This window comes from Nonomuraea coxensis DSM 45129 (genome assembly GCF_019397265.1).
GTDB lineage: Bacteria > Actinomycetota > Actinomycetes > Streptosporangiales > Streptosporangiaceae > Nonomuraea > Nonomuraea coxensis.
In genome coordinates, this window is the sequence record NZ_CP068985.1 from 5,258,199 (window position 1) to 5,273,681 (window position 15,483).

Consider the following 15,483-nt stretch of genomic DNA (forward strand, 5'->3'; position numbering starts at 1 on the left):
GGCCGCCGCCGTCAGACGGTGGCGGCGGCGCGGCGGGGCAGCAGGGCGAAGGCGCCGACGTACAGCAGGGCCGCGACGACGAGCAGGCCCTTGTAGCCGATCACCAGGGCGGCGTACTCCAGGCAGCCGCCGACCATCGCCCCGAGCAGGTTCGCGCCGAAGGACGTCGTGGCGTCGGCGGTCTCGGCGAAGCGCTTGGCGAAGACCACGTTGGCCGCGAAGATCGGCAGGAACGCGACCGTGACGGCGGCCACGACGCGCAGCGGCACCGGCAGCGACAGCAGCCAGGCGTTCGGGACGAGCCAGGCGAGCGCCAGGCCGGCCAGCAGCACGGCGTACATCACGGGCAGCGGCGGGGTGCGGAAGCGGCGGGTGACCTCGACGGCGGCGAGCACCGCGACCAGCACGCCGGCGAAGACGACGGCGTTGACCACCCACGTGGTGCCGAACAGCAGCGCGAAGCCCGTCACGCTCTTGGTCTCCAGCAGCATGAACGCCACGCCCAGCAGGAACAGGTCGCGGTAGGGGCGCATGCGCCGGTAGGGGCCGGCCACGACGCGGACGGCGATCAGGCTGACGGCGAGGATGAGCCCGAGCGTGACGAGGTAGAGCGGCGGAATCGTGGCGTCGTGCAGGTAGAGGAAGGGCCGGTCGTCGTCGGCGGGCGGCGGCGTGCCGGCGGCCGCGCCCGGCCACTCGGCGGCGCAGCGCTGGTCGGCGGCCGTCAGCCCGGCGGTGATGACGGCCTGCTGCCCGGCGGTGCTGACGACGTCCACGCACGGCTTGTGGCCGAAGGCGCGCTGCATGGTGGCGGCGAGCCGGTCCACCAGCCAGCTCTCGCGGTAGTAGTTGTACATCGAGAACGTGCCGCCGGGCTTGAGGCGGGCGCGGGCGGCCCGCATGGCCTCCTCGGTGAACAGGTAGCTCTCCAGCCGCAGCGAACTGGCGCCGGAGACGAGGGTGAGCGAGTCGGGCAGCGCGAACAGGATCAGATCGTAGGCGCCGCCGCCGCGCTCCAGGAAGGCCCGGCCGTCGGTGATGTGCGTGGTGACGCGGGGGTCGTCGTAGGGGCGGTCGGGGTGCACCGAGCCGCCCAGCTCGCGCAGCTTGGGGTCGATCTCGACGGCGTCCACCCGCCGGGCGCCCTTGGACAGCGCGATCGCGACGTCGGTGCCGCTGCCCGCGCCGACGATGAGCACGTCCTGGGGCGGCCTGGCGGCCCGCTCGTACGGCAGCCCGTACTGGGCCTCCCACTGCAGGCGGGTGGCGGCGGGCACGGCCTGCTGGTGCGGGATGCCGTTGACCGCGATGTCGGTGACGGGCACCCCGAGCACCGTCAGCGGCTTGGAGGTGACCTTGTAGTAGGGCGACCAGACCGCCCCGGCGGTGAGCGTCTCGGTGAGCAGCAGCCCGACGACGGCCAGGGAGGGGACGGTGACCAGCCCGAGGTAGAGCGAGCGCGGCCGGGGCACGAGCAGCACCCCGTAGCAGATCGCCGCGATCAGCGCCCAGAAGACCGGCGGCGCGCTCAGGAACGACAGCGCCGTGAACGCCGCGATGCCGGTGAGGCTGCCGATGAGGTCGTACCGGTAGGCCTCCAGGCGGGGCAGTTCGGGGAAGCAGCGGCCGACCAGCTCGGCGGGCCCCATGAGGACGAGCGCGGCGGCGCAGAAGATGACCGGCAGGATGAGCCAGGCGGGCGGCCCGGTGGTGGACAGGCTCGTCCAGTAGAGGACGCCCTCGGTGTCGCGGTCGACGGTGACGGGGAAGGCCAGCACGACGATGGCGAGCACGGCGAGCACGACCGGCGAGTAGTACGGCTGCCGCCGCGAGCGCCCGACGCGCAGGAACCCGAGCCCGATGCCGAGGAACGACCCGAGCAGCACGAAGTTCGTGAAGTAGCTCAGGTGGACGATGTTCGACCCGGTCCAGCGGATCAGCGCCAGCTCCAGGAAGAGCATGAAGGCGCTGGCGAGGACGAGCCTCGGCCGCACCGCCAGCCAGTGGGCCTTCTCTCCGTCGTCGACCGGCTTCCGTGCCTGGAGCGTCATGCAGCCTCACCGTAGTGAACGGGCCGGGATCATGGAAGCCTGACAGGCCGGAAGAAATGCCGTCCGATTCGTGTCTTTAGCGGCGTTTGCGCAGGTCAAACCCGCCGAATGCGCTGGACGGGGCTCCGCCGGATGGACCAAGGTTGGGTGATTCGATCCCCACGACCTCCGGTGGTGACCCATGCGCGTGATGATCCAGCTCCGGCCCTCCCCCGACCTGGTCGCGGCCGTCGCCGACCCGTCCGTGACGGCGACCGCGGCCGACGTGGCGGACGGCCTGCCGGGCGTCGAGCTCGACGCGGCGTTCGCGCCCGTGGCGGTACCGCGGCCGGTCCCCCCGGCCGGCGGCGACCCACTCTCGCTCAACCAGCCGCTGGACTTCTCGCTGGCCGCCGGCGACGCCTCCGTGCTGGTCCGCGGCACGATCTCGGACGACGAGCCGGCCACCAGGGTCGCGCTGCTGCCCACGCTGCGGCCGGACGTCGCCGGGGTGTTCTCCGACCCGGTCGTGGAGTCGGCGCCCGTCCGCGCGGGCGAGACTCCGGCCGGCGACTGGCACGACGTCGAGCGGCTGCTCGGCGTGGCCGGGCTGCACGCCGAGGGGCTGGACGGCGACGGCGTGGCGCTGGCGGTGCTGGACACCGGCGTCGACGCCGGCCACGCCGCGCGCCGGCTCGGCCGGGCGGTGACGGTCGACGCCGCCCGGTGCTGGAGCCCGCCGGGGGTGACCGGCCGCCCGGCCCCGGCGCCGGGCGAGGCCGCGGCGGGCCACGGGACGATGTGCGCGTTCGACGCGCTGATCGCCGCTCCGCGGGCGGCGCTCGTCGACATCCCGCTGCTGCTGTCCACCCGGCCGGGCGGCACGGCCACGGACGGCCTGCTGTCGGACGCGGTGGCCGCCTTCGCGCATCTGCGCGCGGTGCTGGAGGCCCAGCCGGCCGAGACGCGGGCGCTGGTGGTGAGCAACTCGTGGGGGTCGTTCTCGCCGGAGTGGGACTTCCCCGTCGGGCATCCGGGCAACTACTCCGACAACGCGGCGCATCCGTTCAACCTCATGGTGGCCGCGCTCGACCGGATGGGCGCGGACGTGGTGTTCGCGGCGGGCGACTGCGGGCGCGATCGCCCCGGCGGACGCCGCGGGTTCCCGGACCGGCCGATCGCGGGCGCGAACTCCCACCCCCGGGCGCTGTCCGTCGGCGGCGTGGACGTCAACGGCGCGCTGGTGGGCCGCTCCTCGCGGGGCCCGGGGCGGCTGACCGCCCGCAAGCCGGACGTGTGCGCGTACACGTGCTTCGCGGGCTCGCGGGCGTTCGGCGAGGGCGAGCCGGACGGGGGCACCTCGGCGGCGGCGGCCGTCGCGGCCGGGCTGGTGGCCGCGGTCCGCACCAGGTGGCCGGCCGCCCGGCTGTCGCCGGCGCAGCTCCGGGCGCTGCTGCGGCGCACCGCCGAGGACCGCAGCGAGGTCGGCTTCGACTACGCCTTCGGCTACGGCACCGTCGATCCCGCCGCGGTCATGGCCGCGCTGGAGCGGCGCTCGCGGAGCGCGGCCTGACGCCTCAGGCGTTCTCCCTGGTGAACACGCGCGTGCCGATCGTGAGGCTGACCACCGCGAAGACCGCCGTCACCGCCACGCCGAGCGCCACGGTCCCGTTGGCGTAGCGGCCGTGGAACAGCTCCCGCAGCGCCTCCAGCGGATAGCGGAAGGGGCTGAGCCGGGAGAGGACGTCGAGCCAGCCCGGCGCCATCGACATCGGCAGGAACGCGCCGGACAGCAGCACCAGCGGGATCACGGCGGTGGACATCACGGGCGCGAACAGGTTCTGGTCGAGGGTGAGCGCGACCGCGTACGACAGCGCGGCCAGGCTGACGCCCAGCACCAGCACCAGCGCGCACCCGGCCAGCACGCCGCCCGCCGGGGCCCGCAGGCCGAGGGCGTAGGCCACGGCCAGCAGCAGCGCCGTCTGGACGACCAGCGTGACCGCGTTGCCGAGCACCCGTCCGAGCAGCAGCGCCGGCCGGCTGACGGGGGTGACGCGCAGGCGCTCCAGCACGCCGGAGCTCCGTTCGAAGACCACCCCGAACCCGGCCAGGCCCATGCTCATCAGCCCGAGCTGGATGATCAGGCCGGGCACGAGCGTCTCCCACGTGCCGATCGCGGTGAACAGCGGCCCGAACAGCACCAGGAACAGCAGCGGCTGCACCGCCCCGAAGACGATGCCGGCCTTCTGCCGCAGCGTGGTGCGCACGCCGTGGCGGAACAGCACCCAGGTGTCGCGCAGCATCAGACCCCCGCCTCCTCGCGCAGCGAGCGGCCGGTGATGTCGAGGAAGACGTCGTCGAGGGTGCGCCCGCCGCTCTTCAGCGCGGCCGGCGTGCCCTCGGCCACGATGCGGCCGTGGTCGATGATCAGCAGCCGGTCGCAGAGGGCGTCGGCCTCGTCCAGGTAGTGGGTGGTGAGGAGGACCGTGAGGCCGCGCTCGGCGCGCAGGGCGCGGACGTGGTCCCACAGGTTGGCCCGGCTCTGCGGGTCGAGGCCGGTCGTGGGCTCGTCGAGGAAGAGCAGGGCCGGCTCGTGCAGCAGGGCGAAGGCGATGTCGAAGCGGCGCCGCTGGCCGCCCGACAGCGCGGCGCCCGGCCGCTCCTCCAGCCCGGTCAGCTCCAGCCGGGCGAGGAGGGCGCGGGTGCGGGCGGCCGACTCCTCGCGGCCGAGGCCGTACAGCATGCCCTGCAGCTCCAGCTCGCCGCGCAGCGGTTCGGCGGGCGGGACGCCGCCGCCCTGGGACACGTAGCCGATGCGCCGGCGCACGCCACGCGGGTCGGCGAGCAGGTCGCGGCCGGCCACGACGGCGGCGCCCGAGGTGGGCCGCAGCAGGGTGGCCAGCATGCGCATGGTGGTGGTCTTGCCGGCGCCGTTGGGGCCGAGGAACCCGACGATCTCGCCGGGCTCCACGGTGATGTCCACGCCGGCGACGGCGGTCACGTCGCCGAAGGTCTTCGTCAGACCTGTTGTCCTGATCATTTCATCGCCTCCAAGATTGAGGTAACCATAATTTTGGAGTCACTGCAATTTGGATAGCATGCAGGCATGGAAGAAGGGCTGCGGGAGCGGAAGAAGCGCGAGACCAGGCAGCGCATCGCCGACGTCGCGATGGGGCTGTTCATGGCGAAGGGGTTCGACCACGTGACCGTGGCCGAGGTGGCGCGCGCGGCCGACGTGTCGGTGAACACCGTCTTCAACTACTTCGGCACGAAGGAGGACCTGTTCGCCGACCGGCAGGAGGTCGCCGTCGACCTGCCGGCGCGGGTGCTGCGGGAGCGGGAGCCGGGCGAGAGCGTGGTGCGGGCCTTCCGGCGCGACTTCCTCGACGCGGTCGCCGGCCGCGACTGGCGCTACGGGCTCAACCAGGGCGCCGACGTCTTCGCCGGGATCGTGGCCGCGAGCCCCGCACTGGTCGCCCGGATGCGCGAGATGCAGGAGCAACGCGAGGAGGCTCTGGCGCGGGCGCTGGCCGACGAGCTGGACACCGCGCCGGAGGACCTCTCCCCCCGGCTCGTGGCGGCGCAGGTGCTCGCCGCCACGCGGCTGCTCGGGGCGTACGCGCTCGGCCGCGTGACGGCGGGCGAGGACTGGGCGAGCGTCGAGCCCGGCCTCAGGGCGCAGGCGGAGCGGGCGTTCGACCTGTTGGAGTCGGGGCTCGGCGACTACGGCCGGCGAGCCCCGGCGGAAGCCTCAGGAGGTGACGATGGCGACGGTGACCCCGAAGGCGACGAACAGCAGAGTGAGGGCGAATAGGACGGTGCTGATGATCCCGCAGATGCGCCCGGCCTGGACGTGGCCGCGGTTGGCGAAGACGTAGCCGCTCTCGTCGATCTCGCGCAGCGCCCTGTTGCCCATCGACCAGGCGAACGGGCCGATGAAGGTGCACACCACCAGGCTCAGGATGCCGAGCACGAGGATGGTCGTGCCGTTGGGGTGGTTGTGCTGCTGAGGCCCGTAGTAGGGCGGGTCGTATGGGGGATATGACATGGCTTCTTATATACCGCCACTGTCTTGATCATGTTACGCCATCATGGTACGGCACCTGATCCATTCCCCTAGGAGCATCATCCGTGCGCGAACGCACTCGTGCCGTACTCGCCCATAAGCGCTTCCAGCGTTTCATCGTCGGGGTCATCCTGGTCAACGCCGCCACACTGGGCCTGGAGACGTTCCCACCCGTCGTGGAGCGCTACGGCACCCTGCTGACCGTGGTGGACCACGCCGCGCTCTACATCTTCGCCGTCGAACTGCTGGCCAAGATCTACGTCCAGCGGGCGCGGTTCGTCCGCGACCCGTGGAACATCTTCGACTTCGTCATCGTCGCCATCGCCTTCGCGCCGGCGACCGGTGGCCTGTCGGTGCTGCGGGCGATGCGCGTCCTGCGCGCGCTGCGGCTGCTGTCCGTGGTGCCCAGCCTGCGCAGGGTCGTCTCGGCGCTGCTGCGCGCGATGCCCGGCATGAGCTCCATCGTGGTGCTGCTGGGCCTGGTCCTGTACGTGGCCGCCGTGATGGCCACCAAGCTCTACGGCACCGCCGCCCCCGACCGCTTCGGCAGCCTGCCGACCTCGCTGTTCACCCTCTACCAGACGATGACCGGCGACGACTGGGGCAACATCGCCAGGGAGGTGATGACCCGGCACCCGTCGGCCTGGATCTTCTTCACCATCTTCATCCTGGTGTGCACGTTCGTGATCCTGAACCTGTTCATGGCGGTCGTGGTCAGCGCCATGGACGAGGAGAACGCCGAGGAGCGCGCCGAGGAGCTCGCCGCCATCCAGGACGGCGTCGCGCACTCCGAGCTGATCCTGCGGGAGCTGGCCGAGCTGCGCAGGGAGGTCGCCGAGCTGCGGGGGCGCAGCCCGGTCGAGTGAACCCCCGGCGCGGGGAGCGTGGCGCGCGGCGCTCCCCGCCGCCGTCATCGGGAGTAGAACTCCACCACGAGCTGCTCGTCCACGGGGACCGCGATCTGCTCGCGCCCGGGCCGGGTGGTGAGCGTGAAGCGCAGCTCGGCGAGGTCCACCGACAGGTACGCCGCCGTCCGCTCGTCGGCGTGGATCCCCGCGGCGGCGGCCACGAACGGCTGCATCCCGCGCGAGCGCTCCCTGACCGACACGACCTGCCCCGGCTTGACCAGGTAGCTCGGGATGTCCACCTTGCGGCCGTCCACGGCGATGTGCCCGTGGGCGATGTACTGGCGGGCGGCGTAGATCGACGGCGCGAGCCCGGCGCGCAGCACGAGGGAGGCCAGGCGGGTCTCCAGCAGCGTCACCAGCTCGGCGCCCGAGGCGCCCGGCTTGCGCACCGCGAGGTCCCAGTAGCGGCGGAGCTGCCGCTCGGAGACGTCGTAGTACCAGCGCAGCTTCTGCTTCTCCAGCAGCCGCAGCCCGTAGTCGCCGGTGGTGCGGCGGTTGGTCCTGCGGCCGTGCTCGCCCGGCGGGTAGGGGCGCGTCTCGAAGTAACGGACGGCTTTCCTGGTCAGCGGTACGCCCGCGCGACGCGACAGTCGCACCTTGGGGCCGGTGTAGCGCACGTTCACCTCAATGTGATTAGGTAACCCTTACTTAGGTAAGCCTAACCTATCACTTTGTCGTGCCGAAGGAGGCGTCATGCTGCCGATCCCCGAGCGGGTCCGTACCCTCGCCGCGACCGCCGAGGTCGCCGAGCTCGCCGTCGACGGCGTTCCCTCGCCCGCCCGCGGCGGCGTGGACGAGCGCGGGCGGCCGGTGCTCCTCGTGCGCCCCGGCGAGACCCTGCACGGCCTGACCGGCGACGCCGTGGTGGCGGTCAACCTGACCGCGATGCGCCGGCTCGGCGAGGCCGCGCACCCGCGCGGCCTCATCGAGGTGCAGGGCTGGGCCGAGGCCGTTCCCGAGGAGGAGGCGCGCGCCGCGGCGGTGGCGGTGGCCGCGCACCACGCGGACGAGAGCCTGTTCGAGGCCCTGGAGCGGTTCGGGAGGCCGGACGCGCCCCGCCTGCTGCGCCTGGACGTGGCCCAGGTCGTCTACCTGACCGGCCAGGAGTCGGGGACGCTGGACGCCGACGACTACCTGGACGCGGCGCCCGATCCGCTCGCCGACCTCGCCGAACGGGTGCTGGCCCACGTCAACGCCTCCCACCGGGCGCAGCTCACCGCCGGCGTGTCGCGGCAGCTCGGCGAGAAGGCGGGCGACGTGTGGCTGTGGGAGCTGGACCGCTTGGGCGCCACCGTACGGGCCGACGAGTCGCTCGTGCGCTTCCCCTGGCCGCGCCCCGCGCGGTCCGGCACGTGCCTGGAGACGGCGCTGCGCGGCCTGCTCTGCACCTGCTGACCCCGGTCAGCGCCGCGCCTGGTCCATCCCCGCCAGGAGGTAGCCGAGCCCCTCGGCGAACGTGGCGTCCCAGTCGGGGGCGAGCCCGTGCGCGGCGAGGGCCGGCCAGCCGCCCGCCCGCTCGCGCAGGAACACGTCCACCTCCTCCCCCGCGCGCCGCTGCCAGGTGACCTGGGAGATCACCGAGCCCGTGACGAAGCCGGCCAGGCTGTGCGCGGCGGCCCCCGGGGCGGCGAACCCGGCCGCGATCAGGGTCTGGAACAGGAACTCGGTGCGGGTCAGCGCGTTCGGGCCGAGCAGCGGGCGGTCGAGGACGGTCGCCGACCACGGGTGGCGCAGCAGGGCCGACCGCCAGCCCTCCATCAGCGCGCGCACCGGCTCGTGCCAGGGCTCGCCGGGCCGCGCGGCCGGCAGCGGCGCCTCGGCGAAGACCTCGTCGAGGGCCAGGTCGAGGACGTCCTCCTTGGTCGTGACGTGCCAGTAGAGGGTGGTCGAGCCGGTGCCGAGCCGCTCGGCGAGCCGGCGCATGGTCAGCCGGGTCACGCCCTCCTCGTCGAGCAGCGCGACGGCCTCGGCCACGATCCGCTCCAGCGTCAGCGTCTGCCTTGGGACCTTGCGGGGGCGCGACCACACGTTCTCCACCCGTCTGATATTACGTTGTACGCCAACCGGATCAATGGTCTAGTAGTGGAACGGCGATCGAGAGAGGCGGCGGGGGCTTGGGGCACATCGAGGTGAGCGAGCTGACGTACCTGCTGCCCGGCGGGCGGCCGCTGCTGCTGGAGGCGTCGTTCAAGGTGGGCGGCGGGGCCAAGGCGGCGCTCGTCGGCCCCAACGGCGGCGGCAAGACGACGCTGCTGCGGCTGATCGCGGGCGAGCTGCGCCCGGCCGGCGGCCGGGTGGCGAGCAGCGGCGGCATCGGGGTCATGCGGCAGTTCCTCGGCGAGGGCACCGTCCACGACCTGCTGCTCGGCGTCGCGCCCCGGCGGGTGCGGCAGGCGGCGGCGGAGGTGGAGACGGCCGCCGCGGCGCTGGCCGCGCGCGACGACGAGCCCGCGCAGCTCGCCTACGCCCAGGCGCTCGCCGACTACGCCGACGCCGGCGGCTACGAGCTGGAGGTCGTGTGGGACGTGTGCGCGCACGCGGCGCTCGGGCTGCCCTACGACCGGGTCGCCGGCCGCGGCCTCGGCACGCTGTCCGGCGGCGAGCAGAAGCGGCTCATGCTGGAGGCGCTGCTGCGCGGCCCCGACGAGGTGCTGCTGCTGGACGAGCCGGACAACTACCTCGACGTGCCGGCCAAGCAGTGGCTGGAGCGGGCGGTCCGCGACTCGGCCAAGACGGTGCTGCTCGTCTCGCACGACCGGCAGCTCCTCGCCGAGGCGGCCGACCGGATCGTCACCGTGGAGGGGCGTACGGTGTGGGTGCACGGCGGCGGCTTCGCCGGCTACGGCGAGGCGCGGCGGCGGCGCGCGGAGCGGCTGGAGGACCGGCGGCGGCGCTGGGAGGACGAGCGGGCCCGGCTGCGCCGCCTGGTGCACACGCTGCGGCAGCGCTCGGCGCACAACGACGCGCTGGCGGGGGCGTACCGGTCGGCGCTCACCCGGCTGGAGCGCTTCGAGCGCGAGGGCCCGCCGCGGAGGGCGCCGAAGGAGCAGAACGTGCGGATGCGGCTGCGCGGCGGCCGCACCGGCAAGCGGGCCGTGACGTGCGAGGAGCTGGAGCTGACCGGGCTGCTGCGGCCGTTCTCCACCGAGATCCACTTCGGCGAGCGCGTCGGCGTGCTCGGGCCGAACGGCACCGGCAAGTCCCACCTGCTGCGGCTGCTGGCCGGCGAGCCGGTCGCGCACACCGGCGCGGCCCGGCTCGGGGCGCGGGTCGTCCCCGGCTACTTCGCGCAGACCCATCTGCGGCCCGACCTGCGGGGCCGGCCGGTCGCCGAGCTGATCATGGCCAGGCACGCGCTGACCCGCGACGACGCCATGGCCGCCCTCGCCCGCTACGAGCTGGCCCCGGCGGGCGGGCAGACGTTCGAGACGCTTTCCGGCGGTCAGCAGGCGCGGCTGCAGATCCTGCTGCTGGAGCTGTCCGGGGCCACGCTGCTGCTGCTCGACGAGCCGACCGACAACCTCGACCTGGCAAGCGCGGAGGCGCTGCAGCGGGGGCTGGAGGGGTTCGAGGGGACGGTGCTGGCGGTCACGCACGACCGGTGGTTCGCCCGCGACCTCGACCGGCACCTGATCCTCGGCGCGGACGGCGCGGTACGGGAGAGCGACGAGCCCGTGTGGGACGCCTGAGTCAGACCGGCTGGCGGCGCAGGGCGGTGACCGTCATGGTCTCGTCCACGGCCTCGGGCGCGAGCACGTGGTCGAGCACCATCACCGCGCACCCGCTGATGCCGGCCTGCGCGCCCAGCCTGCTCGGCTCGATGCGCAGCCGCCGGGTGGCGAGCGCCGTGGAGCGGCGGTAGACGACCTCGCGGATGCTCGACACCAGCGGCCCGAACGCCTCGGCCACGTCGCCGCCGAGCACCACGATCGACGGGTTGAGGATGTTGACCGCGCCGGCCAGCACCTCGCCGATGCGGCGGCCGGCCGTGCGCACCATGGCCATGGTCTCGGCGTCGCCGGCCCGGACCAGGGCGGTGACGTCGGCGATGGTCTTGACGTCCTTGCCGGCCGCGCGCAGCTCGCGCAGCAGCGCGGTGCCGCTGGCCACGGAGTCGACGCAGCCGGTGTTGCCGCAGCGGCACAGCACGCCGCCGCCGTCGAGCACGGGGATGTGGCCGATCTCACCGGCCGCGCCGAGCGCGCCGCGCAGGATGCCGCCGCCGGCGATCACGCCCGCGCCGATCCGCGTGGACACCTTCACGAACATCAGGTCGTCGACGTCGGGGTAGAGGCCGCGGTGCTCGCCGATGGCCAGCACGTTGACGTCGTTGTCCACCAGCACGGGGACGGGGAAGCGGGCCTGGACGACCGGCGGGATCACCACGCCGGTCCACGAGGCCATCACGCGGGCGCTCTCGGTGCGGCCCTGCGCGAACTCGACCGTCGCCGGCATGCCCATGCCCACGCCGCGGATCATCGCCCGCGGGCGGTCGCCGAGGAGGTCGTCCCAGGTGTCCATGACCAGCGGCAGCACGACGTCGGGGCCCTGCTCGACGTCGATCTGGAACTCGCGGCCGTCCAGCTCGCGCCCGGCCAGGTCGCAGATGGCGACGCGGGTGCGGGTCGCGCCGAGCGCGGCCACCAGCACCAGGCCGCCTCCGGCGTTGAACTCCAGCCGGACGGGCGGCCGGCCGCCGGTCGAGGGAGCGTCGGCGCGCTCCACGACGAGACCGCGTTCGAGCAGCTCGGCGACGCGGAGCTGCACTGCGGGGCGCGACAGTCCGGTGACGCGGCCGAGGTCGGCGCGCGTCACGGCCTCACCGCTGCGGATGAGGCGGAGCACCTCGCCGCTCGTGGCGAGGCTCGCGGCGGTACGACGTGACATCGGCCAAGTGAATCACACCCGCTTGTGTAATGGAACCTCCAGACTTTTTCATCTCAGATGCCAAAACTCTGCTTGTGCACAACCTAAACTCTGGTTAGTGTCCGTTCTGTCCTCGCATTGGAAGATCTTCGGAGCTCTACACCGTGTCCACCCCTCCCGCAGCAGGCCCCGTCCATACCGCTGATCTCGTCGTCTTCGGCGGGACCGGCGACCTGTCCCTGCGCAAGCTGCTTCCCGCCCTGTACCACTGCGACCGGGACGGCCGGCTCTCCCCCGAGACCCGCGTGATCGCCATGTCCCGTGGCGGGCTCGCCGACTCCGACTTCCGCGGCAAGGTGGACGCCGAGGTACGCGACTCCGTCCCGGTGGACGACCCCGCCGTCTGGCAGCGCTTCCTGGGCCGGCTGCACCACGTGTCGGTGGACGTCGGCGGCGCCGACCGCACCGGCTGGCACCACCTGGCCGGGCTGCTGGCCGGCCAGGAGGACCGCGACCGGGTGTTCTACCTCGCGAGCCCGCCCCGCACGTTCGGCCCCTTCTGCCGCGAGCTCGCCGAGGCCGGCCTGGTGACGCCGCGCTCGCGCGTGGTGCTGGAGAAGCCGCTCGGCCACGACCTGCCGAGCGCGCAGCGCATCAACGACGAGGTCGGCGCCATCTTCGACGAGCGCCAGATCTTCCGCATCGACCACTACCTGGGCAAGGAGACCGTCCAGAACCTCCTGGTCCTGCGCTTCGCCAACGCCTTCCTGGAGCCGGTCTGGAACTCCCTGTGGATCGACCACGTCCAGATCACCGCCGCCGAGACCGTCGGCACGCCGGGCCGGCGCGGCTACTACGACCACGCCGGCGCGCTGCGCGACATGGTGCAGAACCACCTGCTCCAGCTCCTCACGCTCACCGCGATGGAGCCGCCCGCGCAGAACGACCGCGAGGCGATCCGCGACGAGAAGGTCAAGGTGCTGCAGGCGCTGCGGCCGATCACGGGCTCCGAGGTCGACCGGTTCACCGTGCGCGGCCAGTACACCGGCGCCGGCGACCTGCCCGGCTACCTCGACGAGCCCGGCTCGACGCCGCCCACCGAGTCCTCGCGGCGGGTGGAGACCTTCACCGCGATCCGGGCCGAGATCAGGAACTGGCGCTGGGCCGGGGTGCCGTTCTACCTGCGTACGGGCAAGCGCATGCCGTACCGGCGCTCGGAGATCGTGGTGCAGTTCAAGGACGTGCCGCACTCCATCTTCCCCGGCGGCAGCCCCAACCGCCTGGTGCTGCGCCTGCAGCCCGAGGAGGGCATCGAGCTGCACCTCATGGCCAAGGAGCCGGGCGCGGGCGAGGTGACGCTGAAGCCGGTGCCGATGGCGCTGAGCTTCGGCAAGACGTTCACCGCCCGCGTGCCCGAGGCGTACGAGCGGCTGCTCACCGACGTGCTGGCCGGCAACCCCACCCTGTTCATGCGCCGCGACGAGGTCGAGGCCGCCTGGCGCTGGATCGATCCGATCCTGGACGCCTGGAGGTCCGCCCCCGCACTGCCCGAGCCCTATCCCGCCGGCACGACCGGCCCCGCCGGAGCCCACGAGCTGCTCGGCCGCAGCGGTCGCGCCTGGCACGAGGAGGAACTGTGAACGTCATGAACGCCGTCGTCCAGGAGGTCACCGACCGCATCGCGGAGCGCAGCGCCGCCAGCCGGGCGAACTACCTGGCCAGGATCCGCCGCGACGGCGAGGCCGCCCGCGCCAAGGGCCCGGCCCGCGCCCACCTCGGCTGCGCCAACCTGGCCCACGGCTTCGCCGCCGCGCCGGAGGCGGACAAGCCGGTGCTGCGCGGCACGGCCAAGCCGGGCGTGGCGATCGTGACCAGCTACAACGACATGCTCTCCGCCCACCAGCCGTACGAGACCTACCCGCCCGAGCTGAAGGCGGCGGTGCGCGCGGCCGGCGGCGTGGCGCAGGTCGCGGGCGGGGTGCCCGCCATGTGCGACGGCATCACGCAGGGCCGTCCCGGCATGGAGCTGTCGCTCTACAGCCGCGACGTGATCGCGATGGCGACGGCGATCGCGCTCTCGCACGACATGTTCGACTCCTCGCTGCTGCTGGGCGTGTGCGACAAGATCGTGCCGGGCCTGTTCATCGGGGCGCTGCACTTCGGGCACCTGCCGGCGATCTTCGTGCCGGCCGGGCCGATGACCTCCGGCCTGCCGAACAAGGTCAAGGCGCGCACCCGCCAGCTCTTCGCCGAGGGCAAGGTCGGCCGGGACGAGCTGCTGGACGCCGAGGCGAAGTCGTACCACTCCCCCGGCACCTGCACCTTCTACGGCACCGCGAACTCCAACCAGGCGCTGATGGAGGTCATGGGCCTGCACCTGCCGGGCTCGACGTTCGTCAACCCGCACACCGAGCTGCGCCACGCGCTGACCAGGGCGGCCGGGCGGCGGGCGGTGGAGATCACCGCGCACGGCGCGGAGTACACGCCGATCGGCGAGCTGGTGGACGAGCGCAGCGTGGTCAACGCCTGCGTGGCGCTGCTGGCCACCGGCGGCTCCACCAACCACACCCTGCACCTGGTCGCCATGGCGGCCGCCGCCGGGATCGTCCTGACCTGGGACGACCTCGCCCGCCTGTCCGGCGTCGTGCCGTCGCTCACCAAGATCTACCCCAACGGCCAGGCCGACGTGAACCACTTCCGCGAGGCCGGCGGCATGCAGGTGCTCATCGGCGACCTGCTGGACGCGGGCCTGCTGCACGGCGACGTCATGACGGTGGCCGGACCCGGCCTGGACCGCTACCGGGAGGCCCCCGAGCTGGTGGACGGCGAGCTGGTGTGGTCGCCGGTGACCGGCGGCAGCAAGGACCTCGGCGTGCTGCGGCCGGTGGCGGAGCCGTTCTCGGCGGACGGCGGCATCCACATGGTCTCGGGCAACCTGGGCCGGGCGGTCAGCAAGGTGTCGGCGGTCAAGCCCGAGCACCTGGTGATCGAGGCGCCGGCCAAGGTCTTCGACGACCAGCTCGACCTGCTGTCGGCGTTCGAGGCGGGCGAGCTGGACGGGCAGGACTTCGTGGCGGTCATCCGCTACCAGGGGCCGAGCGCGAACGGCATGCCGGAGCTGCACAAGCTGACCCCGCCGCTCGCGGTGCTGCTGGACCGCGGCCAGCGGGTGGCGATCGTCACCGACGGCCGCATGTCGGGCGCGTCGGGCAAGGTCCCCGCGGCCATCCACCTGTCGCCCGAGGCGGCCGACGGCGGCCCGATCGCGCTGGTGCGCGACGGCGACGTGATCCGCCTGGACTCGGCGGCCGGGACGCTGGAGCTGCTGGTGCCGGCCGAGGAGCTGGCCCGGCGCGCGCCGGAGGGCCGGCCGCTGAGCGACGCGCAGTGGGTGGGCACCGGGCGTGAGCTGTTCGCCGCGTTCCGCCGGATGGCGGGGCACGCCGAGCAGGGCGCGGGGATCTTCGGCGTGAGCGGCGCCGAGTCGCCGCACCACGGCCCGGGGCTGGGCTTCCCCGCCGAGGCGGGCGCCTCCCACCTGGAGACGGGCGTCCCGGTCGGCACCCGTCCGGCCGGACTGCCACGGTAGCGTGTTGTATGACGGTACGTAGCC

The 15,483-nt window shown here is 73.4% G+C and carries 14 protein-coding genes; 7 read left to right on the forward strand and 7 right to left on the reverse strand.

The annotated features are described in order from the left end of the window. Positions 1-11: 11 nt before the first annotated feature. Positions 12-2,051 (reverse strand): spermidine synthase, encoded by a 2,040-nt coding sequence (locus Nocox_RS24865; protein ID WP_020541118.1) that lies wholly within the window; start codon positions 2,049-2,051, stop codon positions 12-14. Positions 2,052-2,232: 181 nt separating this feature from the next. Between Nocox_RS24865 and Nocox_RS24870 the strand changes: the two genes are divergently transcribed. Then, positions 2,233-3,603 carry a S8 family serine peptidase gene (locus Nocox_RS24870; protein ID WP_020541117.1) on the forward strand — a complete coding sequence of 457 codons (1,371 nt, stop codon included), beginning with the start codon at positions 2,233-2,235 and terminating at the stop codon, positions 3,601-3,603. A 4-nt stretch (positions 3,604-3,607) separates the two neighbouring features. Here Nocox_RS24870 and Nocox_RS24875 read toward each other — a convergent pair whose 3' ends face one another. Both Nocox_RS24875 and Nocox_RS24880 read right to left on the reverse strand, forming a co-directional pair. After that, the gene (locus Nocox_RS24875; RefSeq protein WP_020541116.1) at positions 3,608-4,333 is read right to left on the reverse strand and encodes an ABC transporter permease; all 726 of its coding nucleotides are present in this window, start codon (positions 4,331-4,333) and stop codon (positions 3,608-3,610) included. Further along, positions 4,333-5,070: an ABC transporter ATP-binding protein gene (locus Nocox_RS24880; protein WP_026213912.1), complete on the reverse strand. Its 738-nt coding sequence runs from the start codon at positions 5,068-5,070 to the stop codon at positions 4,333-4,335. The genes Nocox_RS24875 and Nocox_RS24880 overlap by 1 nt, the downstream gene beginning before the upstream one ends. 66 nt (positions 5,071-5,136) lie before the next feature. On the opposite strand from Nocox_RS24880, the gene Nocox_RS24885 reads away from it, so the two are divergent. Further along, positions 5,137-5,844 (forward strand): TetR/AcrR family transcriptional regulator, encoded by a 708-nt coding sequence (locus tag Nocox_RS24885; RefSeq protein ID WP_020541114.1) that lies wholly within the window; start codon positions 5,137-5,139, stop codon positions 5,842-5,844. On the opposite strand, the gene Nocox_RS24890 is transcribed toward Nocox_RS24885, so the two are convergent. Next, complete coding sequence (locus Nocox_RS24890; protein ID WP_020541113.1) at positions 5,782-6,078, reverse strand: DUF4190 domain-containing protein; 297 nt, start codon at positions 6,076-6,078, stop codon at positions 5,782-5,784. The genes Nocox_RS24885 and Nocox_RS24890 overlap by 63 nt on opposite strands. Before the next feature lie 83 nt (positions 6,079-6,161). Between Nocox_RS24890 and Nocox_RS24895 the strand changes: the two genes are divergently transcribed. Continuing rightward, positions 6,162-6,962, forward strand: a complete 801-nt coding sequence (locus Nocox_RS24895; protein WP_020541112.1) for an ion transporter — start codon at positions 6,162-6,164, stop codon at positions 6,960-6,962. 44 nt (positions 6,963-7,006) lie between these two features. Here Nocox_RS24895 and rpsD read toward each other — a convergent pair whose 3' ends face one another. Further along, on the reverse strand, positions 7,007-7,621 hold the full coding sequence (rpsD, locus tag Nocox_RS24900; RefSeq protein ID WP_026213911.1) for a 30S ribosomal protein S4: 615 nt from the start codon (positions 7,619-7,621) through the stop codon (positions 7,007-7,009). A gap of 76 nt (positions 7,622-7,697) precedes the next feature. Between rpsD and Nocox_RS24905 the strand changes: the two genes are divergently transcribed. Further along, on the forward strand, positions 7,698-8,399 hold the full coding sequence (locus tag Nocox_RS24905; protein ID WP_020541110.1) for a hypothetical protein: 702 nt from the start codon (positions 7,698-7,700) through the stop codon (positions 8,397-8,399). 6 nt (positions 8,400-8,405) lie between these two features. Here the strand turns inward: Nocox_RS24905 and Nocox_RS24910 are convergent, their stop codons facing one another. After that, positions 8,406-9,041, reverse strand: a complete 636-nt coding sequence (locus Nocox_RS24910) for a TetR/AcrR family transcriptional regulator (protein ID WP_020541109.1) — start codon at positions 9,039-9,041, stop codon at positions 8,406-8,408. 77 nt (positions 9,042-9,118) lie between these two features. On the opposite strand from Nocox_RS24910, the gene Nocox_RS24915 reads away from it, so the two are divergent. Further along, positions 9,119-10,693 (forward strand): ATP-binding cassette domain-containing protein, encoded by a 1,575-nt coding sequence (locus tag Nocox_RS24915; protein WP_020541108.1) that lies wholly within the window; start codon positions 9,119-9,121, stop codon positions 10,691-10,693. Position 10,694: 1 nt separating this feature from the next. On the opposite strand, the gene Nocox_RS24920 is transcribed toward Nocox_RS24915, so the two are convergent. After that, a complete protein-coding gene (locus Nocox_RS24920) occupies positions 10,695-11,891 on the reverse strand; it encodes an ROK family transcriptional regulator (protein WP_020541107.1) in 1,197 nt (398 codons plus the stop codon). A 143-nt stretch (positions 11,892-12,034) separates the two neighbouring features. Between Nocox_RS24920 and zwf the strand changes: the two genes are divergently transcribed. Beyond that, positions 12,035-13,510 carry a glucose-6-phosphate dehydrogenase gene (zwf, locus tag Nocox_RS24925; RefSeq protein WP_020541106.1) on the forward strand — a complete coding sequence of 492 codons (1,476 nt, stop codon included), beginning with the start codon at positions 12,035-12,037 and terminating at the stop codon, positions 13,508-13,510. Positions 13,511-13,515: 5 nt separating this feature from the next. Then, positions 13,516-15,459: a phosphogluconate dehydratase gene (gene edd, locus Nocox_RS24930; RefSeq protein ID WP_033408144.1), complete on the forward strand. Its 1,944-nt coding sequence runs from the start codon at positions 13,516-13,518 to the stop codon at positions 15,457-15,459. Positions 15,460-15,483 lie beyond the last annotated feature (24 nt).